This is a genomic window from Camelimonas sp. ID_303_24, from assembly GCF_053543495.1.
In genome coordinates, this window is the sequence record NZ_JBLLJM010000003.1 from 208,806 (window position 1) to 231,376 (window position 22,571).

The window sequence follows — 22,571 nt, forward strand, 5'->3', positions numbered from 1 at the left end:
CTTGCATTTGCCCGACAGTAAATGGCGCGCTGCATCACCCCTGATGCGGCGCGTTCTGGTTTTCGGGTATGAAACCCGTTGCGCCGGCATTGGCGCCGGCGGGAAGACGCCCATTTTTCACAGGCGCTCCGGCGCCAGGAGGAGACGGGATTGGCGTTTCGTTTCGTGCACGCTGCCGACATCCATCTGGATTCTCCCCTGCGCACGCTGGCGCTGCGCGACGCCGGGGTCGGCCGGCTGATTGCCGACGCCACCCGTGAGGCGCTGGCGCGCATCGTCGACATCTGCATCGAGGAGCAGGTTGATGCGCTGATCGTCGCTGGCGACCTGTATGACGGCGATCAAACCTCGATGAAAACCGCGCTGTTTCTGGCCGGGCAGATGCGCCGGCTGGAGGAGGCCGGCGTGCGGGTCTACATCATTCGCGGCAATCATGACGCCGCCTCGCGTATCACCAAGGAACTGACCCTTCCGCCAAACGTCACGGTGTTTGATGGCCGCGCCCAGGCCATCGAGGCGCCGCGCCCTGCGGGCGCCATGCCGGTGTTCATCCATGGCCTCAGTTTCGCCCGCCCCCACGCGCCGGAATCGTTGCTGCCAAAATTCAGGGCTCCGGTGGCCGGAGCGATCAATATCGGCGTGATGCACACCAGCCTCGGCGGGGCCGAGGGGCACGACGTCTATGCGCCCTGCTCCATCGCCGATCTGGACGGCAGCGGCTTCGACTATTGGGCGCTGGGTCATATTCACAAGCGCGCGGTCTACCGGGGGCGCTGCGATGTCGTCATGCCGGGCAATCCGCAGGGGCGCGACATCAACGAAGCGGGGCCCCGCTCCGTCACCCTGGTTTCCATCGATGACGCCCGCACCATTACCCTGGAGGAGCGCCTGACCAGCATCGCCGAATTTGCCCGGGCCGAGGTCGATCTCGGCGGCGCGCAATCCCGGGCGGAGGTGGCGGAGCGGCTGCACAAAAGCCTGGCGAACCTGCGCCAGGGCGTTGGCAGCCAGCATCTGGTGGCGCGGCTGCGACTGGGCGGCGCCACCGCCATGGCCGGCTGGGCGCGGCGCGACGCCGACCGCCTGCTCGCGGAAGCGATGGCCGCTGCGCAGCGGCTGGACAATTGCTTCATCGACAAGGTGGAAATCGGCCCGGACCTGCGCGACGTCGCGCCCACCGCCATGGCCTCCGACGCCGATCCTACCCATGAGCTGGCGCGGCTCATCAGCGAGCGGGTGCTGCCATCCGGGGCCTTCGTCGCCGCCGCCCGCGCAGCGCTCGCCGATGTGATCAGCCAGTTGCCGCCGGAACTGCGCGACGATTTTGATCCTGGAAGCGATGTGGGACGCGATGAACTGATCGCCGCGCTGGCCCGCGAGGGAGCCGCCGACGCCATGGCCTGCCTGCAGGCGGACGCCGTGGAGCAGGACGCCTGATGCGCATCGAACGGCTCGACCTCACCCGCTACGGCAGGTTCACCGACCAGACGCTGGATTTCGGCCCGGCCCGTCCCGGCAAGCCTGACCTGCACATCGTGCTCGGCCCCAACGAAGCTGGCAAAACCACGGCGCTGAACGCCTGGCTCGACCTGCTCTATGGCATGGCGCCGAACACGCCCTATGCCTTTCAGCATGGCTACGAACTGATGCGCGTCGGCGCGCGGCTGGCGCTGGCTGGCGGGGCGCGTGATTACGTGCGGGTGAAGCGGGCCAAAAACAGCCTGCTCGACGCCGACGGCAACCCGGTGCCCGAGGACGCGCTGGTCGAGGCGATGGGCGGCCTTGGCCGCTCCGCCTACGCCAACATGTTCTCCCTCGACGCCGACGCGCTGGAGGCGGGCGGCAAGGAGGCCATCGCCAGCAAGGGCCAGCTGGGCGAGATGCTGTTCTCCGCCAGCGCCGGGCTTGGCGCCCTTTCCGGCGCGCTCGGCGACCTGCGCGCCCGCGCCGACGCCTTCTGGAAACCGCGCGGCCGCAACACCGAACTGGGCAGGCTGAAGAGCGAACTGGCCGAGTTGCGCCAGCAGCGCGACGCCATCGACGTCATCGCCTCACGCCACGCGACGCTGCGGACCGAGCTGGAGCGCTGCCTGGCCAGCTATGCGGCCGCCAGCAGGGACCAGGGGCAACTCCAGCGCCGCAGCGACGACATCCGCGGCGTGCTGGCCGCCCTGGACCTGGCGCCGCGGCTGGCGGCGCAGCGCGCCAGACTGGCCGGGCTGCCCGAATATCCCGAGGCGCCGGCGGTCTGGGCTGACCGGACGGGCGAACTGATCATCGAACAGGCCCGGGTGCAGGAAAGCCTGCGGGCGCAACGCCAGCGCGAGGAAGAGCTGACGCAACGGCTGGCGGCCATCCGGCTGGATGAGGCCGGCCTGCGGCTTGGCGTGGAGTTGCCGGCGCTCGATGCGCTGCACGCGCAATATGTCTCGGGGTCGCGCAGCCTTCCCAACCGGCGCCATGACCTGGAAGCCAGCGCCCATGACATAACCGCGCTGTTGCGACAGCTCGGCCGCCCGGCCGATGACGACGCCGCCCGCCTGCCGTTGCCGGCAGGCCTCGTTCTCACCTTCCGTGAGCTGATCGACCGCCGGGCGGCGCTCGACGCCCAGTTGCAGGACGCGCGGCGCGAAGACGCCGATGCGCGGGCGGCGCTGGACCAGGCGGAAGCCGCCCTTGCGGACCTGCCCGCAGCCACGGCGGATGCGGCCCTGGCTCAGGACGGAGACTGGCAGGCGCGGCTGGCGATGGCCGCCGACAATGCCCGTCAGCAGGGGTTTGACCGGCGGCTGGCGGCGCAGCGGCGTGAGGTCGCCGATGCCAGCGCCCGGCTCGACCAGCACCTGCAACTTCTGGCGCCGTGGCGCGGCGAGGCCGGGGCGCTGGCGGCGATGACGGCGCCAGCTGCCTCCGTGCTGGAGGCGCTGGCGCAAGAGCTGGCCGGGGCATTGCGCGCGCGCGAGCACCTTAACCAGGCCATCGACGGTCTGCGGAGCGATCATGACAAGGCGCTGGCCGAGCTGGCGGGACTTGCCAGGATCACCGGCGCCGTGGACGAAGCCGGCGTGGCCGAGGCGCGCGCCCGGCGCGAGCAGGCGTGGGCGGCGCACCGGCTGACGCTGGACGCGGCCAGCGCCGATGCCTTCGAAACCGCCATGCGCCACGACGACATGGTGGCTGAAACCCGCCTCACCCGTCAGAAGGAGTTGTTGCAGGCGGTGCAATTGCGGCAGCAGCAGGCGCAGATCGAACAGCGCCTGGCGCAACTGGCGACCCGGCTGGGCGCGGCGGAGACCCGGATCGGCGAACTGCGCCAGCGCACCCGGACGCTCACCGGGGCGCTGTCGCCGGATCTGGCGGCGCTTGATGCCCCAGACGCCCTGGCCGACTGGCTGCTGCGGCGCCAGCGGGCGCTGGAGACATGGGAGCCGCTGCTGGCGAAGCAGCAGCAATTGGCCGAAACCAGCGTGTTGCAGGATGAAGCCACCGCCGGGTTGCGCGCCGTGCTCGCGCCAGCTGGCGTTGCCGGACCCGACGCCAGCCTTGCCGACCTGATCGCCGCGGCGGACCGGCTGCGCGCCGCCGTCGACGCCAGCCGCCGCCAGCACGATGAGCGGCGGCGGGCGGCGCGGGAATACCAGAGCCGCAAACAGGGACTGGAGCGGGTGGAAGCCGCCGCCAGCGCCTGGACGGAGGCCTGGTCCGAGGCCTGCGCCGCCTGCTGGCTGGGCGCCGTACGCCCCCTGCCCGCGCCGGCGCGGGTGCGGGCGGCGCTCGACGTGTTGCCGCAGCTTGAGGCGGCGCTGTCGCGGCGCCAGGACCTGATGAGCCGCATCGGCAAGATGGAGCGGGACCGGCAGAGCTTCACGGACGCGGTGCGGGCGCTGGCGCAACGCCATGCGGCGGGCGATGGGGCGACAGACGCTGGGCCTACGGGCGCCGAAGCAACCGACGACAGGACAAGTGGCAACGCGGACAATGCTTTGGCGCTATATCAGCGCCTGCAGGCGCGGGCAGCGGCGGCGGACGACGCGCGCCGCCGCGCCCAGGACATCCAGAACGAACAGGCCGACGTGCGCGAACGCCTGCAACAGCTTGCGCAGCAGGCAGCGCTGCTGGAGGCTGAAACCGCCCACATCACAGGCCACTTCCGCGTTGAGACCCTGGCGGAGGCCCAGCGCGCGCTTACGGCGGCGCAAAAACGTCATGACGCGCTGGCGCAGATTGGCGAACTGGAGCAGCAGATTCTGCAGCACACCGGCGCGGCGGGCATCGCCGACGCCGATCGCCAGCTGGCGGACGCCGACCGCGGCGCACTGCAGGCCGAGGCCGCCACGCTGGCGGCCGACATCGACGCCGCCCACGCCCATGTGCTGGAACTGCACGCCGAACGCCGCCGGCTGGAAAAAGCCATCGCGGACATCGGTTCTGACGCTGCGGCGGCGCAACTCGAAACCCGGCGCCAGACGGTGCTGCTGGAAATCGCCGCCAAGGCGCGCGACTATCTCAAACTGCGCCTTGGCGTCGCCGCCACGGAGCAGGCGCTGTCAGCCTGGCGCGACAGCCACCGCAGTTCCCTGCTGCGCCGCGCCTCCGGCGCCTTCAGCCAGATGAGTTGCGGCGCCTGGGCGGGTCTCTCGGCGCAACCTGGCGCATCTGGCGAAGTGCTGGTCGCCATGGATCGGGAAAACCGGCCGAAAGAAGTCGAGAAGCTGTCGAAGGGCGCCCGGTTCCAGCTCTACCTTGCCCTGCGCATCGCCGCCTTCCACGATTTCGCCGCCAGCCAGACGCCGCCGCCGTTTGTCGCGGACGACGTGATGGAAACCTTCGATGACGCGCGCGCAGCCGCGACGGTTGATTTGTTTGCGGAAATGGCCGGCAGATCCCAGGTGATCTACCTCACCCATCACCGCCACCTATGCGACATTGCGGCCCAGCGCTGCCCCGACGCCATATTGCACGAGCTTTCCGCCTGAGAAACACCGCCGATCCATAACCAAAACAGCTTGTTTCCGGAAAAATTGCCAATTGGACGGCGTTGCGGAAGCTTGCAATAAATCTGCCCATACAGGGAGAAAACGTCTCAAGGACGGCGGCGTCCGGGACCATGACGCGCGGGACACGTCGCAACAGAACGACGTTCCCGCCATGGTCCCGGAGCCATCCTCGCGCTTCCCATATCAGACATGTCGCCATGTCCCCGCCTGCCCTGCCGGCAAGCGGCCGGGCGTTTGCGCCTTGCGCCGACCGCCTGCGCCAGCCAGCGCGCATCGGGCCGGACAGGCGCGCGCCAGGATGGGAGCCCCGGATGCTGAGCCGGCATTGTTTTTCCTGAAGGACGCGCGCCCTGCGGGTAACGCCCGCATCGCCCGCGACGCGTTCTGAAATTTTCGCAAGGCGCCTTGCTGGAAGGTCGGAGACCTGGACGCGGGCGCCACCCCAGGCAGGGCGGGCGCCCCGGATGCAACCGGCGCGCGCGCCAGACAACAGGAGCCCAGCATGGATTTCGAACCCAGCCAGAAGGTCCGCGAACTCAAGGCCAAACTTGAGAAATTCATGGACGCGCACATCTACCCGAATGAGCATGACCACCATGCCTGGGTGCGCAATCCCGACAATCTGTGGAAGCACTGGCCGAAGCTGGACGAACTGAAGGAAAAGGCGAAGGCCGAGGGCCTGTGGAACCTGTTCCTGCCGCATGAGTACGGCGAATACTCGCCTGGCCTGTCCAATCTTGAGTACGCGCCGCTGGCCGAGATCATGGGCCGCGTGCCGTGGTCGTCCGAGGTGTTCAACTGCGCCGCCCCCGACACCGGCAACATGGAAGTGCTGGCCAAGTTCGGAACCCAGGCGCAGAAGGACCAGTGGCTGACGCCGCTGCTGAACGGCGACATCCGCTCGGCCTATCTGATGACCGAGCCGCAGGTCGCCTCCTCCGACGCCACCAATATCGAGACCGAAATCCGCGCCGACGGCGACGACTACGTCATCAACGGCCGCAAGTGGTGGATCTCGGGCATCATGGACCCGCGCTGCAAGCTGCTGCTGCTGATGGGCAAGACCAACCCGGAAAACCCGCGCCACCAGCAGCAGTCAACGGTGATCATTCCGCGCGACACGCCCGGCGTGAACATCGTGCGCACCACCACCGTGTTCGGCAGCCTGCATTCGCCCGGCGGCGAGGCCGAGTTGCGGCTTGAGAACGTGCGGATTCCGAAGTCGAACATCATCATGGGCGAGGGCAAGGGCTTCGAGATCGCCCAGGGTCGCCTCGGCCCGGGCCGCATCCATCACTGCATGCGCTCGATCGGCCAGGCCCAGCGCGCCCTGGAGATCATGGCCAACCGCGTCGACAGCCGCGTTGCCTTCGGCAAGAAGCTGGCCGACCAGAGCTCGATCCGCCAGGATGTGGCCCGCTCCTATTGCGAGATCGAGATGGCCCGCCTGCTGACCCTTAAGGCGGCGGACCACATGGACCGCTACGGCAACAAGGTGGCCAAGGACCTGATCGGCGCCATCAAGATCATCGCGCCGCAGATGGCGCAGACGGTGATCGACCGCGCCATCCAGGCCCACGGCGGCATGGGCGTCAGCGACGACACCCCGCTGGCCTATTTCTTCACCCTGAACCGCTTCCTGCGCATCGCCGACGGCCCGGACGAAGTGCACATGTCGCAGCTCGGCAAGATGAAAATCCAGGAATACGTCAACGCCAGCAAATAAAAGTCGGCGAGTAAAAGTCGACAAGTAAAAACTGGCAAACAAAAGCTGACAAATCGAACCAGGTCACGGAAGCGCCGACGCATCCGTGACCTGAAAGGTTCAGGCGCCGTCCAGGCCACGCCCAAACCCGATGCGCCGAACACTCCGGGTTTGGGCGCAAATGCCTTCTACATATGCAGGCTTCAGGCCGGAACCAGGCCATCCCGGCGATGGCCAGCCCCGGCCGGGGGCAGGCCGCCTCCCCGTTTTTCAGGTAACTGGCGGATCCGTCATTTTTGACTGCCCGTACACGTCAAACGTCCACAGGGCCATCTGGGATGGCGGCGACCCATACGGGTAGCCAAACACCATCACATTGAACAGGTTCGTCTGATCCGTCGTCCCGGACCACTGCCAGTAAGTCCCGTCAGTTGGCGTTCCGGCGCTTTTCGTGGCGAAAATCATCGCGGTTCCGGTATTCCAGCATGGCTTCAGCTGGACATAGTCACGCTTTCCAGCATCCGTGACGCCAATCACCATATGATAACCACTACTATTATTATCTTTTGAGTTGAATGTTGTAATATAGTTTGTCGCGCCCTGGAATGTTCCGGACATGCCATACAATTTTTCATTGTTTGACGTAGCGGCGTTCACCTGTTCCAGCACCCAGGATGTGCCCGGGCTGATGAAAGTCGCGGGGAGACCTCCGACAAAACTTTGCCCGGCGGACGGCGTCGTATCCCAGCCCAGCTGTTTTTTCTGGTTGCCATAGTCGCTGCCCCCGGCATCGACCGTCACCACGCGTGAAATCGTGATGCCAGTGTCGGCGATGACCTCCGGGGCATCGTCCGGGGCCACGCTGGTGAGCGGCAACCAGCTGCCGTTCGCCATATCGCCCAGCAATGCAGGCGGCTGCGGCAAAGCCAGATTGACGCGATATTCGTCGGTTGCATTGCCATAGCGGTCAACCAGCTTGAACGCCATCGGCTTCCACGTCCCCGCCGATGGCCCCAGATCGCCGAAGCCGGCGGCGACAGTGATACCGATTTCCCCCGCGCCGACAGACTGCCGGCTCAAACTGGCGACGCCATCCAGCGTGATGTTCTGCCCCGCGGGAACTGTCAGCCCAACGCCGCTGTCCATGGCGTCATCGTCATAGTCATCCTCTGAAACAAGGTAGTTGTTTTCTTGCCAGAGGTACGCCTTTGTCTGGAAAGCGCCCCGTTTCACATCGTAAAATACGCTATCTCCGGTGCTGCGGGTCGCGGCATCCCCTGGCGCAGGCAGGGACGACGACGGCAGGAATGCGCCGAACAGGTCGATGCCGTAGCGCGAATTGCGCAGGGAGACAGTGATGTCCCAAAGCCGGGCATAATTGCCCGCGGCGTCATTGCCATTGTAAACGCTCGGGCCGGCATCGGTCTCGGAAGGGCCCTTGCGCCGGATGACCGACTGCAGCAGATCACTGTCGGCATACGCGATTGTCCCGCGCGAATTGATCTGGACAGTCGTCGCGCTGTCCGCTCCGTTAGCCTGGTTAAACTTTAGAACCTTGCCGCCCACATAGGGATAGGCTGGATTGACGACCATGCCCACGGTCGTTCCCGGCAGACGCCCGCTCCCCTGGTCATTGAATACGAGATAGTAGCTGATCGTCGCCTTGTTTTCGTAAAAAGTCGGCCCGTCATCTGGCATCGCCGCCGCCCGGGCGGGCATCATGCCTGACATGGCGGGAATTTGCTTGTCGAAGCAGTTTGACGTCTGGCCCACGCCAACAAAGGCGAACTGGCCGCGCGCAGCAGGCCGGCCAGCCATGGAGTAATTGCTGCTGGCGCCGAAATCCATCAGCTGGACAGCATCCATTACCTGCTGCGCCGTTGGCCTGTTATCATCCGTCAGATCCTGTGCGAAGACATCCTCAAGGGTCAAAACAACCTGTATGGCGGCCTGATGAAGGCCATTCTGGTAAATGCCGGCGACCTGGCCGCCGCCGCCAACAAAATTGACCACAACCTTCGTCACGCCAGCCCAAGCCTGGCCAAACACGATTGGCGCGCTGTTGCCGCGGGCGCTTTCGGCGCCGGGGCCGGGCGTCAACGCCAGAAGGGCGGTTTCAGTGACCCCGTCCTGCATCCACACCTGGGCCGGCGCATGGCCGGTTTCGGAATTGTCGGGAACAAACTGATCCGGTTGCGGCGGATTATATGTTGCCGTCACGGCGGCGGCGGGAAAGACTGGCGGATCCGGCGGCAACGCGAACGGCGCCATCAGTTGCGCGCGTGATTGGGCGTCGACGGAAAAAACCATATCGCCGTAGCCATTCCAGGGCGCGCCGCGCAGCATGTATTGCGCGCTCACCCGCACCCGGCCGGAAAGGGTCGCCGGGCCGCCGGTGCAGGTTGCGCCCCTGGCGTCAAGCGATGTCCAGTTGTCAAAAGCGCCATCTGTCGCATACTCGATGGCGGAGACGTTGAGCGAAAGCCCCGGAGGCGCCGCACTGGTGTAGCTGACCTGGTCCACCGCCGTTTGCGGGGCGCTTCCCCCCGGAGGGACCATCTCCACGCTGCCAAAAACCAGACCGCCTCCCCAGGTGAACGCGTTGAGCGTTACGCTGGCCTTGCCGTCGGCGTTGGTCACCACGAGGGTCGCATTGCTATTGTACGCGTCAAAATACGCATCGCCGCCGATGACGCTGAGGTTCACCGGCGCATATGGAACGCCAACCCCGCCAGTGCCCGTGACGCTAATGGCGATGACCGCGCCGCCTTCCGCCGCGTTGAAGGTTACGGTGCGCGGGCTCAGGCTCAGGGTCAGGTCCGGCAGGACCGTGAATGCGATATCCTGCAGGCCAGGAGACGCCTGCGAATATTTGCCGACAGCCGACGCACGCACCGCGCCCTGCTGGACCACCGTATCGACAATTGCCACGACAGCCTGTCCGCGCCCATCGACGGGGACCACCTTGCTGCTCTGACCACTGTCATCGTCCGCGAACCGGGCGCTACTCAGGCCGGGCAGCTCGAACAAGATGGATCCGTCGGTCACCGCGACGCCGGCGTTGGTGAGCGACGCCGTGGCGACAATTTCGGAGAAGCCGTTCGCCGGCGCCTGGTTCCGGTCCACCTCAAGCCCCACCGTGGGCAGCGGCGACCCGTTGATGAATGTGTAATCCCTCAAGCCCGGGGCGCCAGCCGGGCTGGTCGGCGTGAGCCGCACCTTGCCAAGTCCAGCCTGGTCCCAGGTGAATGTCTCGGGCGGAATCTGGCCCACATCATCGGCGGTGACATCGCAGGTCGCCGCTCCGGTGCTGTTAAACAGCGCCCCGCCCAGAAGCGTAAATGTTCCCGTGGCTCCCGGTTGGGCGACGCCGCCCACCGAAATGGCGCCCGATACGGTCATGTCGCTCCCAACGATTTGCTGGGCATTCACTGGCAACAGGGTAATGGCGCAGGTCGCAGAGCCCGCGGGGGGATCATCCGGCCGTTCAGTCATCATCAATACTCCAGATATTTATAGTATATATTTAAGTAAAAATAATTTTACTCGGAGAATGGCGTCAAAACGAATGCGACATCGATCTGGGCATGGCAATTTACGCCATCGCCAAGCGTGATCGTCGAAACTTCGGCGACGTCATTTGTAATGCTGATCGTGCATGTCTGGTCGAGATGCACCTCGATGACGCCCGTGGCTTCATAGCCATTGACGAGGGCGGAGCCGCTCGCCGCCACGGCGACGTCTACCATGGTGATCGGCAGCACGACGCTGATCTGGCAGACATCATTGCCGCCGGCGATCGCTGTCGCCCGGCAGCCGTAACTCATCGCTCCCGTCTGGTCGACCAGATAGCGCCCCGGGAAGCGGCTGACGGCGCTGGCGGCGCTCCCCCGCGCTTCGAGATCGACCGCCGTCACGGTGCAATCGACCCAGGTGGGGCTCGGCCCCTGCTGGCAGATATCGGCAACCGCCAGACCGGCCGCATCCGTGACAACGGACAGAGTGTCGCTGCCACTGGCGGCGAACCGGATGCCGGCATCGACGGACAGGGTGACGGCGTGAAATGGCGGGGCCAGTATCCACACCCGGTTGGCGGGCGCCAGCCAGGGCCTGTCCAGCGTGCGGAACGGCGCGCCCGAGGTCGCGCTGGCCAGGATGAAAGGATCCCCCACCGCCAGCTGCAGCAGGGCCGCGCGGGATATGCCGGCGCCGCTCTCCCAGGCCCCGTCTCCCCGAGGCTGGCTCCCGCCGGCGGGATTGTCCGCGACCAGATGGTCCGTGGCCAGCTCCTGCCCGGATACACATGCGCAAGCGGGTTTTTCCGGGAAGGAAGCCTGGACCGCGTCTGGACCGCGGGCACCCGGCCGGTGAATGACATAGCGCGCAACGCAGTGACCGCCATCGCCGGCCACCAGCACATCGCCCATCTTCGCAACGGCATCGATATGACCAGCGGCAATATCCGCCGCCGTCACCGGACGCGACAGGAGCACGCGCATCGCATCCGGAACCGGCGCCCAGGCCCCGGTGTACCCCTGCCAGGTCACAATGATGCTGTCGCCATCCCGCAGGTCGGCACACGGCGTCCGCACCCGGACGCCGCCAGCCCGCGCGACGGCCTGGAAAGTCGCCCGGCCAGCAGGAAAATCGGGGAACACTGGCGGCGGCAGCCATGTGCCGGTCGCGCCGGACACCTCGACCACCGTGGGCGGCGAGAGCGCCCCGTTGCCGGCCGCATCCGCCACGCCATAGCACACGGCCAGGTTGCCATTGCTGAATGCCCAGGCCGGAACCAGCAGCGTGATGTCGCCGCCGGCGTCATCAGGCGGCGGAACGAACGGCGCTGGCGCGCCATCCAGCAGGACAATGAAGCTGTCGCTGATCCGGTAGTCGGTGTAACGGGCAACGCGCACCTGCACCGCATCTCCAACCCCGCTCATGTCAAGCGCGCCATTGCGCGCCTGGGGCAGGGTTGGGGGCGCAAGACCCTCATAGCCGCCATACTGAAACCGCCGGCGCGGCTTTCGCTTCGCGATCATGACAAGCCTCCACCGCCGGTCGCCCCCGGGCGTCGCAGCAGCGCGACGCCCGCCGGACCTGTTCCCGCCAGCCCCACATCCGCAACAAAGGGGCAGTTCACGAACAGGACCTCGCCATCAGCGGATTCCGGCATGGACGCCCGGACCGTGACAGTATCTGGCAAGGGATCAACCACCTGAATCTCCCCACAACCATCAGCGCCAACGCTCAGGATCTTGCGGTCCGCGGTTGCGCCGCCGCTGCGTATCAGGCCCGCCCCCGCGGCCCGGGCCGCGACAAGCCGCATGGGCCCAAGATCTGAGTTCTGGTCCAGGGCGACAAAGATGGCGGCGTTCTGCTTGCCCCCGGCGCTGGCGCCTACGGCTGCGCCATACCAGAGGAATTTGCCCGGCCCGGCCATCAGCGGGGCGAACGACAGCACCCGCCGCCATTGCCCGCCGGAGGCGCCTTTCGCTGTGAGCACCGCTGTCGCCGGGCCATTGGCCGAGGCCGGAAAGCACACCCGGACCAGGCCATCGCCATTGCCGTCGAGCGTCAGGATTTGCGATGCGTTGCCGCCGGGGCTGCCAAACCGGCCGCCGCCGGAGAGGGCAACATTGATGACCTCCCCGGCGGCCCCGCTGATCCAGACCGTGTTGTATCCGGTCAGCGGCGTTATCCCGGTCACGGTAACCGGCGCGAAACGGGTCGCAACAAGACTGGTTATCGCCATTGCAGCATCTCCCGGGACGCCTTTTCAACGCGACAACCACACCCCGGAGCAAACCGGGCGAACAGCTGAAAGCGCTGGCGCCTCAGATGAAATCACATCGCCAAACACAAATCATGATCTTGAAAACCGGGAGGAAGCGCAAAACAGGCCGTTCAGAGACCGTCATTCCCCCGCGAGACCGGCAGATGCTAGCCACCCGTATCGAGATTTAGGGTAACATAATCAGAATATACCTGATTTTGTTTTACATCAGATTCACCCTTTCTGACGATGTAATACTCGGCGTAGAAAGAGCCCTGCTGCAGGGGATCGCGCGGATCCGGCCCGTAGCCATACAAATTGGCCCTGGAATAGGTCGCCACCGTCTGGGCCGCATCCAGGTCTGCCTGGGCAAGCTGCTTCTTCTGGCTCAGCACATTGCCTGCAAACATCTCGGTCCAGATGTTCCAGCCGGAAAGATAAATGGTCGAGACAAGCAGATCGCCGACCTGTGGGGTCCAGCCCGCGTCCTTCCCGACGGGAATCTGGAGTTGCAGGTCGTTCTGGATGGTATTGGCGTTAACCACCGGACCAGCGTTCGCGACCACAGGCCGCGGCAGGTCGCGCGGCGAAATGGTCGTATCCGGCCTGAACAGGCCTGGCTCGCCCACACACTGAAACGCCGCCGTATGCAATGACGTCAGACAGCCCTCCTGCTGGGAGTTGACGACATAGTAGATTGTATTCTCTGGCTCTTTGCCGTCCTTTGCTGTTGAATCTGAACGAAACAGCGCCTTGCTCAACAACACCTGCACATCGACCGGCAGAACGTCGCCCGGCGGGAAGAGCAAGGCCTGGTACTGCACGTTTCGCCCATTCATGAAAACGAACAGATCGTAGCTTTGACCTTGCTGGAATACGCTCGTTCCGATAGAAACAGGCACGAAATTCGCCTGAATGGAATCCAGATCGTACTTTCCATCCTTGTTGGCGAGATCAACCCGCGGCTCGTTGTAGCGGAAGTCAGGCTTGCTGGCGTCATAGACGGCCACAAGATCCATCGCGACAGGCGATGTGGCCAGGGCGAAGCAACGCACCCCAAGACAAAGCGCATCTTTCTTTGGCGTCAGCGTCAGCCGCGCCACGCCCTTGCTATCGGTAACGCTGCGAATGACGGGGCTGTTTGGCGAAACCTCCGAGCTCACTGTGGCCGCCGGATGAAGCCGCGCCGCGCCGGCGAATGCATTGACCCGGTCAAAGGTCTGCGGATCCTTGTCCCCCGACCACAACACCACATAGTCCGGCACGGGAGCGCCCGTCGCGTCCGTCACCGTCGCCTTCATCACCACCTTGCTCACCAACGGCTCATCAGCATTGAGATTGTCGGCCGGGTTGACGGAGATGGCGGCGGCATCGAGCGAGTAGCTGGTCGTGGCGGGCCCCTTCTGGAGCAGCCACTGCGCCTCATTGTTTCCTGTATAGCCGCTCAGGGTGATCTCATAACCGACATTCGCTCCGCCGCGCCCGCTGGTGGGGGAAAAGGCATAGAAGTCCCCCTGGTATTGCACCGGCTCCGAACCATCGATCTTGCGGAGCGGAAGCACCCAGTGGCCGTTATTCTGCGACAGGGTGTCGGCGTCAGGCTGGACGCCGCCGAGAAAATCAATCTGGACGTCAATGGCGGTTGCCGGAAGATTCCTGTCGTCAGGAGACGCGGCATAGGTCACGACACAATGAACGATCTGGTTGCGATAGATCACCCCGGTTTTCTGATCAGTTGGATCAGCCAGATTCCTGGTGGGCAGCAACGTCATGGTTCCGTTGTAAGTCACGTCAAACTCCATGAAAAAACATTGACGCAACAAGCATACGTTCGCCGCCATGATGCGCACGTAAAATGCAAAATCGAATGATTTAGTTATAAAACATGCGCCTTCAGATCGAAATATACCCAGGATTACCCAGTGATATCATGCATGAATCCGAAACAATATTCAGGCGCGCATTCAGATGTCCGCATATTTTTCCCATTCCGACAATTTCGTGAACAGCGTCTCAAGCAATGTCGATCCCCGCACCGGCATGTTCACGTGTACGGCGACACTCGGGCACAGCTCCGAGAATGTGTTTCGCGGCCCAAAGCTTCCGTTGATGATTGGTTATGCGCCATTCCAGTCTGACAATTTCGGACTGGGAACCGGCTGGACCTTCAACTTCAGCTCCTACGATTCAGACGCGCGCGTTCTCACCTGCATGAACGGCGAAAACTACACGGTCCAGCAGAACGGACAATCGTTCAGCCTGAACCAGGCCAAGCTGACATCGCTGAGCTTTTCATCGGGCGGCGGCGCGTACCGGGTCGACCACGGCGATGGCACGATCGAGATCCTGAAGGGCCCGAATGATGCCCATACGGTCAAGGTGCCGGACAGGATCTATGCGCCAGGCGGCGCCGCCTTCACGCTCAGCTGGCAGGAGGACCACAACAATCCGGACAGGTGGCAGATTACCGGCATCACCGACAACGCCGGCGTCAAGGTTCTGACGGCGAGCTACAGCCAGACCGGCTTCACCCTTACCCTGTGGCCCGGCTCGGCCAGCCAGGTGGTCTACGCGGGCGCCATCGTCATGGACCAGCTGGCTTCACTCACCGCGAGCGGCAAGGACGCCGATGGCAAGGCGCAGAGCTGGGCGTGGAATTTCAGCTATGACAATACCCCGCCCCAGGGGCCGGTTCTCTGCAGGGTCACCTATCCGCTCGGGATGGTGGAAGAGGCAACCTACCAGATTGCCGGCCACGGCTTCCCCCCCGGCGGCCCCAGCGCGCCGCTGCCCTATGTGCGCAGCTTCACCCGCACCGCCCATGGCGGAGGGCCGGTCGAAACATTCACCTACGCCTTCAGCACCGCCAATTTTCTTGGCGGCGGCGATGGGCATTTCGGCGCGGGCGCGCCGCAGTATGATCCCACCCTGGACAATTTGTACGCACATGCCGGCGAATCTCCGCCATACGCGTACACGTCGACAGTCACACATAACAATGCCGGCGCCACGCCCGTCATAACCACCCGCAGCTATGACGCATTTCACCGGCTTTCCTCAGAAATCGAAAATTACGCCAACAATACATCGCGCAAACGCGTCACAGCCTACTATGGCAGTGCATCCCAGAGCTTCCAGAACCAGCCGAACAACTACCAGCTTCCGCAGAGCGTGACGACGACGTATGCGTCCCCCGCCGGCGCGGACGGGACGGGCGGCGCGCGCGCGGAGGTCACCCGGTTCGCCTATGACGCCCAGGACGGCGTCCGCACCATGATCCAGACGCCCGACGGCGTCAGGACCGACTACGTCTATTACGACGCGCGCAACAACCAGACCACGACAACAGACGGCTTCACATACGCCTGCCCCGACAGCCTCTCGGGACGCAAACGCCACATCAAAACCATCACCATCACATGGCCCCAGGTGAACGACGGCGCCGGAAACCTCCTCGACGCACGCACCGAGCTGCACGAATTCGCGTGGGACAGGATTGCAATCCCGGGCGGCGGCCAGGCAACCGGACCCGCCCCATACGCCGTCGTCCCCACAACCGTCCGCTCATCAACCCTCGACCCGGGCAAGACCATCGCAAACGGCGTCAAGACAAAGCTGCGCATCCTCAACATCGCCTATGTCAAAACCGGCGCAGACCTCGCGCGCATCAGCGCCGTCACCGAGCAGCTGCCTGACGAAAAAGGCAGCTTCCGCAACGTCGCATCCCTCGTCATGGCCTATGACACAACCGCCGACACATTCACCGAGACCATGACCTTCACCGGCCACGCTGCCGCGGACGCAACCGCAACAGCCAGCCGCTCATTCTGCGCAAGAACCGGACAGCTCACCCGCAACGTCTCAGAACTCGGCGTCGTCACAACCCGCGCATACGACTGGCTCGGACGCATCCAGACACTCGCAGCCGCCGAAGGCTCCGCATACGCCCACATCACAAACTGCGCCTACACCCTCGCAAAACGCGGAGCCGACGCCGTCCCAACCCTCGCCGCAACCATCGCCGACAATGCAGGGCGCAAGGCCCGCATCGCCCTCGACGGAGCCGGACGCCTCACCGCAATGGACAGGGGCAACGGAACCGTGGGCGGCGCCGACCAGTGGCTCAACGTCGCCACCGCATCCTATGACGCCCTCGGAAGGCCAGACACCGCCGCCATCCTCGATTATGTCGCCGGAAAAACCTCCGCCGCCAGCACCAGCACCGGGTCATTCGGCTACGACGACTGGACCCTCAACAACATACGCCAGGTCACCGCGGGACCATGGAGCCGCGACGACTTCGACCCCGTATCCCGCAAGGGCATCGCATCATGGACCCGCAACGTCGCCCCCCAGAGCGCCGGCAGGACAATCACCGGCTACGACGATCTCCAGACACCCGCCACCCTCACCCGCCTCACCGCAAAGGGCCTCACCGACGGCGCATCCGCCACAACCCATGACGGACGCAAGCGCCCCCGCATCCACACCGACGAGGCCAGAAACGTCACCCACGCCGCACACGACGACTGGAACCGCCCAACAACCATCACCCTCGCGGACGCGACCGTCATCACGGCAACCTACGACACCGCCTTCACAAAGCCCCTGCCAACCGCCATCGCCATCAACAGCGCCACCGTCGCCACGCGCGCCCATGACGGCCTCGGGCGCGTCATCGCCCAGGCGTGGGGAAAACAGGCCGCCACATGGTCCTATGACGGAGCCGCAACGCGCCCCGCATCCCACGCCATAACCGGCGCAAACACCGTCGACTGCACCTATGTCAACGAACTGGGACAGGCCATCAGCACGCGCTCCGTCAGGAACGGAAGCCTCTCCCACGCCTTCACCTATTACAAAAACGACGACCCGGCCGGTAACCCCGACGGCAACCCCGCCGGCCTCCTCCACACCGCAACACAGACCGACAGCAGCAACCCGGACAACTGCTCAACCATCACCCGCACATATGACGCCTGGGGCCTGCTCAGCTCCGAGCAGATCACCATGGGCGGCGTCGATCTCGGCGTGGCCTCATGGACATACACCGCCATCGGCAGGCCCCTCACCTACACCGACCCCACAGGACGCGCATACACCTTCACCTATGACGCCAGCGGACGCCTCAGGACCGCCAGCAACAACCCCACGCGCCAGGGCGGATCGACCATCGCCTACGCCTATGACGACGCCAGCGGACGCATCGCCGGATGGACCGTGACCCGGGGCGGCAACACCCTGGCCACCGCCACCATCACCTATGACGACTTCGGACGCGAGATATCCCGGACCGTCGCCATCACCGGCGGCGATACGCTCATCATCACCGGCGGCACATCCGTCGCCACCGCCACCCAGAAATACGGCCCCAACAGCCTCGTCGCCAAAACCAGCGTCCTGCTCAACGGCGCCGCCATCCAGCAGAACGCCTACACCTATGACCAGCGCCTGCGCCTCAAAACCGTCGCCTGCGCCGGCGCCAGGGGGCCCGTCGCGGACGATGGAACCCCCATCACCGCCATCGCCTACGCCTACGACGCCTGCAACAACATCACCCGCATCACGCGCACAACCGCAAAGGGACCCACCGCGACCACCTGCGCCTACGATGACGCCAACCCCTTCGTCCTCGCCACCCTCAACGGCCAGGCCGTGACATCCGACGCAGCCGGAGCCATCACCGCCATGGCCGGGCGCAGCTTCACCCATGACGGCTTCGGCCGCCTCGCCAGCGTCGCCGAGAACGGCGTCACAATCGCCACATACCGCTACGACGCCCTCAACCGCCTCATCTGCCAGATCCCCGCCGAAGGCGATCCACGATACTTCTTCTACGCAGGCGACGCCCTGGCCGCCGTCGTCGACGCCGCCAACGGCGACATCGACGACGGCGAGGCCACCTCATGGCTCCACGCCGCCGGCGGCCCCGCAATCGAGGAAGGACCACAGGGAACCGCGATCCTCGCCGCAGATCCCGCCGGAACCGTCATCGGCTGGGCCACGGCCGGAACCAGAAACTTCAACACCATTGCTTACGAACCCTACGGAGCCACGCCGGCAAACATCCCGGAAAACGCCCCCATGGCCGGATACAACGGCCACTACCGCGACGCCGCAACAGGCCTCCAGCACCTCGGAAACGGATACAGGCCATACAAACCTGACATCGGCAGGTTCCTCACACCAGACGCAGAAAGCCCATTCGGCAAAGGCGGCGCAAACCCGTTCGCATACTGCGATAACGATCCCGTAAACTTCAATGATCCGTCAGGACGGGCGAAATGGTGGAAAGTCCTGCTGTGGAGCGTGGTGACTGTCGTCGCCGCCGTCGCCACCGTGGGCGCCGTCGCGGCGATCGCCACCACCGGGATTGGCTTCGCCCTTGTTGCCGGCGTCGTCGCCGCAGCCTCGTTCACCGTCTGGGGGGCGACCGGAATCGCCGACCAGTTCCTGGACGACGGCGCCGCCAGCTATGACACGCCCGCTTCCGGCAGCGCGGCGAACGGCGACGCCAAAGCCGGCGACACCGTGCATGAAATTCATAAATGGAGCTTCCTGCTGGGACTTGGCGGCCTGTTCGGCTATAAAGGCGGCGGCGGCGCCAGCGCTCCCGCCGCCAGCCCGGCGGGCAACGCGGCGACAACAACGCCCGTCCTGATGGCCGCCCCCCCGGCGGCGGCCATTCCCGAAGCCAGCGCGCTCACATCAGTGCAGCCGGCGAAAGGCAAACGACCCCGCCACCAGGCAACGCCCACCAACCAGGCGCTCATCAGCCAGAAGGGCGCCGGGCGCAACCAGCATGCGCCTGTCCATGGCCCCAGCCGGCGCCCCGCCGATCTCGCCAGTCATGGCGACGGCAACGACGCGTTCACCAGCGACATCTTTCCCGATGACAGCCCGGCGCGACAACGCCACTGGCGCAAACCGCTGCGTCATGCGGCCGGCTCCGCCCGCTGGCCGGCTGGCGCGTCGCCTCATGTCTTCCCCGGCGCGCGCGGCGCCTGAAACACCAGCAACTCACGCCAGAAACAGTCAGTTTGGCAAATATTCCAGCAACCAAATTCATAATATTACCAAAGATATTCAAGGAAATTATCATGAGCAATGGCGATGACACCAAATCAAACGGAAACTTCAAGTTGCGGCTTCAGGGCGGCGGCAACGATGTTCCCACCTATGACGACAACGGCAATCCGAATGGCGTCGCGCTCACCGCCACGCTGACGAATGGCAACGTCGCCTACCCCGGCCAGACGGTCATCTTCAGGATCGCGATGCCAACCTATGACTCCGCACTACCAGCAAACCAGCAGGCGCGTCTCAGCCCTGCCGATAGCGGAAGCAACGGCGCCATCTACACTGCGAAGACGAACAGCCAGGGCCAGGCCACCGTCACCGTCTACGACGGATCACCGGATGAAGTCATGGTCATGGCGACCTACACGCTTGAAAACCACAACAGCATCTCGCCAAGCAATCTCATCACGTTCATCCCGCCAAAGGTGGACAATCTCGCCGCGACGCTTGTCCCGGACAAGATCACCATGGGCTCGGTGATCCAGGCGACTGCAACGGTGACCAGCAAAAATGGCATGGGTCTGCCCGGGATACCTGTTGTCATGACCCTGCCGGCAGGCAGCGGACCGTTCTTCTGCGACAGCAACGGCAACCCGCAGACGGATGGCGGCGGAGAGCCGTTGACTGCGACCGTGGTCACGAGTGATGCGAACGGCAATGCGACAACATATTTCACCTCCCCGTTGTGGGGCAGCGGCGAATTGTCAGTTGACCTGGAAGATAACGACGGCTCCATCGACCAGCAACAGCCAGAATATACGTTTTCCTACGACAACTCCATTGAAGCCGTGTTTGACGATACCGTCGCTGTCAAACACAACGGAACGACGAAAACCATCGTGAACAGCGGCGCTGACGTACAGGTCGTCGCCGTGGCGCCGGCGGACGGCGGCGGCAGCCTGCTGCGCATCAGCGGTTGGGTGCAGTACAGGACCGGCCCCGCGCCGCTTGGCGGCAACCCCTCGGTGATCCTGAACCTCAGCGGAACCAGGGCATCATTCGTCAATCATGATCTGGACCGGCCAGGCCAGATCACCGTCGCCTGCGTTGACAGGGACAGGGGCGGAACCAGCTGGGCCGGATACTTCACCGCCGACCTTGCCAGCGACCTGCCGGAAACCGGACATGTGACCGTGACGGTGGATCGCAATGTGGACGCGGACGGCAATCCCTTCACCGGCGCGCCCCCGGCCGAACCGGCCATCATCGCCTATGAATTCAGGGACGCCTGGGCCAACGTCAACAACACCACCATCCAGTCCGCGAATGGCGACAAGGGCTACGCCATCTACGCCAATGGCCTGCATCAGGCGCAAGTGACCCTGTCGTTCGACCTCATCTCCGCGGAAGAGGGCCGCCTCATTCCCCAGGACGCCTGCCCGACCGTGGAGGATCTGGCCGCCAGGGTGCAGTTTCTCGACTATGTGAGCAGCGCGCCCATCACACGCCTGACGTCTGGCGCGCCATGGCCGGGGAACGTCACCTGGGGTTTCGACGACATCGCCAATGAATACAGCAAGAAAAGCCTTGGCGGCGGCGCGACGCTGGCGGTTCTCGACGTCGCCCGCTCCGTCATCAACAATGGCCGGGCTACGCTCTATTTCTATATACGGCATGGGGTCGCAACCAATCCCGAGCCGATAACCCTGGGCGTCATGATCAGCCCGACGGGATGCTATCTGGACGCCACGGCAACCGTGCAGGCCGCGACGGCCGTGAATTTCTCGCGCCAGGGCAGCGCCCTGCCCGCGCCCCAGCTCATCATCACGCCGGTCGCGCCGCCAAAACTGAAGCCAGAAAGCCTCATCAGCACCTGCACGCCCTACAGCAGCGCCCGGCAAAATGACAACGGCCCGGCCAATATCGCCGCGAACCCGGAATACAAGGACAATTACTACCGGCAATTCGATTACGAAATCATGCCATCGCCCGAATTTCTTGACGCAAATTATATAACAGCCGTAGTATTTTCGATTTCTAATATCAATACCCTGCAAAGCAACTATTGCTATTCATCGACAATCCACGGACTCTACGACTATCGCCTGTATTTATGGCCATCGGACGTGCTGGACCTGCCTGGCAAAAACCAACCCGACCGCACCGGCAAATACAGCATGAAGAGCAACATCGACTATGGCGCCAAGGCTGACCCCATGCAGGTCGACGACGCCATCGCCGTCAGTCGTTACATTGGCTTCGGCGCCACATGTCACGAAAACCATGTCCAGACGGATATCAATCTGGTGATGGCGGACGAATACGGCAACACCTACCCGTTCTACCTGCCGGCCGACCCCGCCCCACCCGCGTACAATACCAGGGCCATGGAGGCGTGGAATCCCGCCATTCCCGGCGTGGGGACCCGCAACGACATCAACACCAGCAGCACCGCCGCCGATTATTCGGTCGGCAACGCAACGGCATCGGTGAACTTCAGCAAGCGGCTGCCCGCATTGGCCAACCCCTCCGCCTCCGCGAGCATTGCCGACCTGACCTATCAAAGCATCGCCGGCGACACGGGCCTGCAGACATTAACCATCACATTGAGCGCTACCTACGATAGCGGCAGTTCAGCATTGGTCACCTCCCCGGTCTTCAACATATCTTTCACCCAGGACAGCGCCTGCAAGCGCGGGATCATCTACGACAGCAACAACTACCAGGATCTGCTAATTTGCGCGCCGTCATCCTGGAGCAGCGACGCGACCGTCCGGGGCGTGACGTTGCGCCCTGTATGGTCGTCTGGCGCGATGCTGATCGGCGTCAATCCCACCCTGTCGACCAGCCAGACCGGCGGGAGCATCCGTTATGCGTCGGCCCCGGCGACCCCTGGTGATCCGATCAGCGTGAAGGCGTGGTCGGGCAGCGATCCGTCACAGGTATGGAAAGTCGGAACCTGATCCGCAGACCCGATGTGTCCGGCCCGGCGGGTTTGGGTGGAGCTCCAGCCGCAGCTGGCTTTTCAGGTCACGGATGCGTCCGCATCTCCGTGACCTGGTGCGAACAGATCGCA

9 protein-coding genes are annotated in these 22,571 nt (G+C 64.5%); 5 read left to right on the plus strand and 4 right to left on the minus strand.

The window, feature by feature from the left end; translation table 11 throughout:
- The first annotated feature begins 150 nt into the window (after window positions 1–150).
- The 3 genes from ACERNI_RS03975 to ACERNI_RS03985 all read left to right on the plus strand — a co-directional run bounded on the left by ACERNI_RS03975 (window position 151) and on the right by ACERNI_RS03985 (window position 6,723).
- Window positions 151–1,437: a metallophosphoesterase family protein gene (locus tag ACERNI_RS03975; RefSeq protein ID WP_448831966.1), complete on the plus strand. Its 1,287-nt coding sequence runs from the start codon at window positions 151–153 to the stop codon at window positions 1,435–1,437.
- Window positions 1,437–4,976, plus strand: coding sequence for an AAA family ATPase (locus tag ACERNI_RS03980; RefSeq protein ID WP_448831967.1), 3,540 nt, complete (start codon window positions 1,437–1,439; stop codon window positions 4,974–4,976). Before ACERNI_RS03975 ends, ACERNI_RS03980 begins: the two co-directional genes overlap by 1 nt.
- Before the next feature lie 523 nt (window positions 4,977–5,499).
- Window positions 5,500–6,723, plus strand: coding sequence for an acyl-CoA dehydrogenase family protein (locus ACERNI_RS03985; RefSeq protein ID WP_448831968.1), 1,224 nt, complete (start codon window positions 5,500–5,502; stop codon window positions 6,721–6,723).
- Between the two features lie 249 nt (window positions 6,724–6,972).
- Here the strand turns inward: ACERNI_RS03985 and ACERNI_RS03990 are convergent, their stop codons facing one another.
- The 4 genes from ACERNI_RS03990 to ACERNI_RS04005 all read right to left on the minus strand — a co-directional run bounded on the left by ACERNI_RS03990 (window position 6,973) and on the right by ACERNI_RS04005 (window position 14,265).
- Window positions 6,973–10,200, minus strand: a complete 3,228-nt coding sequence (locus ACERNI_RS03990; protein ID WP_448831969.1) for a hypothetical protein — start codon at window positions 10,198–10,200, stop codon at window positions 6,973–6,975.
- A 44-nt stretch (window positions 10,201–10,244) separates the two neighbouring features.
- Complete coding sequence (locus tag ACERNI_RS03995) at window positions 10,245–11,741, minus strand: hypothetical protein (RefSeq protein ID WP_448831970.1); 1,497 nt, start codon at window positions 11,739–11,741, stop codon at window positions 10,245–10,247.
- Window positions 11,738–12,454, minus strand: coding sequence for a hypothetical protein (locus ACERNI_RS04000; RefSeq protein ID WP_448831971.1), 717 nt, complete (start codon window positions 12,452–12,454; stop codon window positions 11,738–11,740). Before ACERNI_RS04000 ends, ACERNI_RS03995 begins: the two co-directional genes overlap by 4 nt.
- Before the next feature lie 188 nt (window positions 12,455–12,642).
- Window positions 12,643–14,265, minus strand: a complete 1,623-nt coding sequence (locus tag ACERNI_RS04005; protein WP_448831972.1) for a hypothetical protein — start codon at window positions 14,263–14,265, stop codon at window positions 12,643–12,645.
- Between the two features lie 178 nt (window positions 14,266–14,443).
- Here ACERNI_RS04005 and ACERNI_RS04010 point away from each other — a divergent pair, with 178 nt between their 5' ends.
- Together ACERNI_RS04010 and ACERNI_RS04015 are read left to right on the plus strand one after the other, a co-directional pair.
- Window positions 14,444–19,483, plus strand: a complete 5,040-nt coding sequence (locus ACERNI_RS04010) for an RHS repeat-associated core domain-containing protein (protein ID WP_448831973.1) — start codon at window positions 14,444–14,446, stop codon at window positions 19,481–19,483.
- Window positions 19,484–19,575: 92 nt separating this feature from the next.
- Window positions 19,576–22,458 carry a hypothetical protein gene (locus ACERNI_RS04015; RefSeq protein WP_448831974.1) on the plus strand — a complete coding sequence of 961 codons (2,883 nt, stop codon included), beginning with the start codon at window positions 19,576–19,578 and terminating at the stop codon, window positions 22,456–22,458.
- Window positions 22,459–22,571 lie beyond the last annotated feature (113 nt).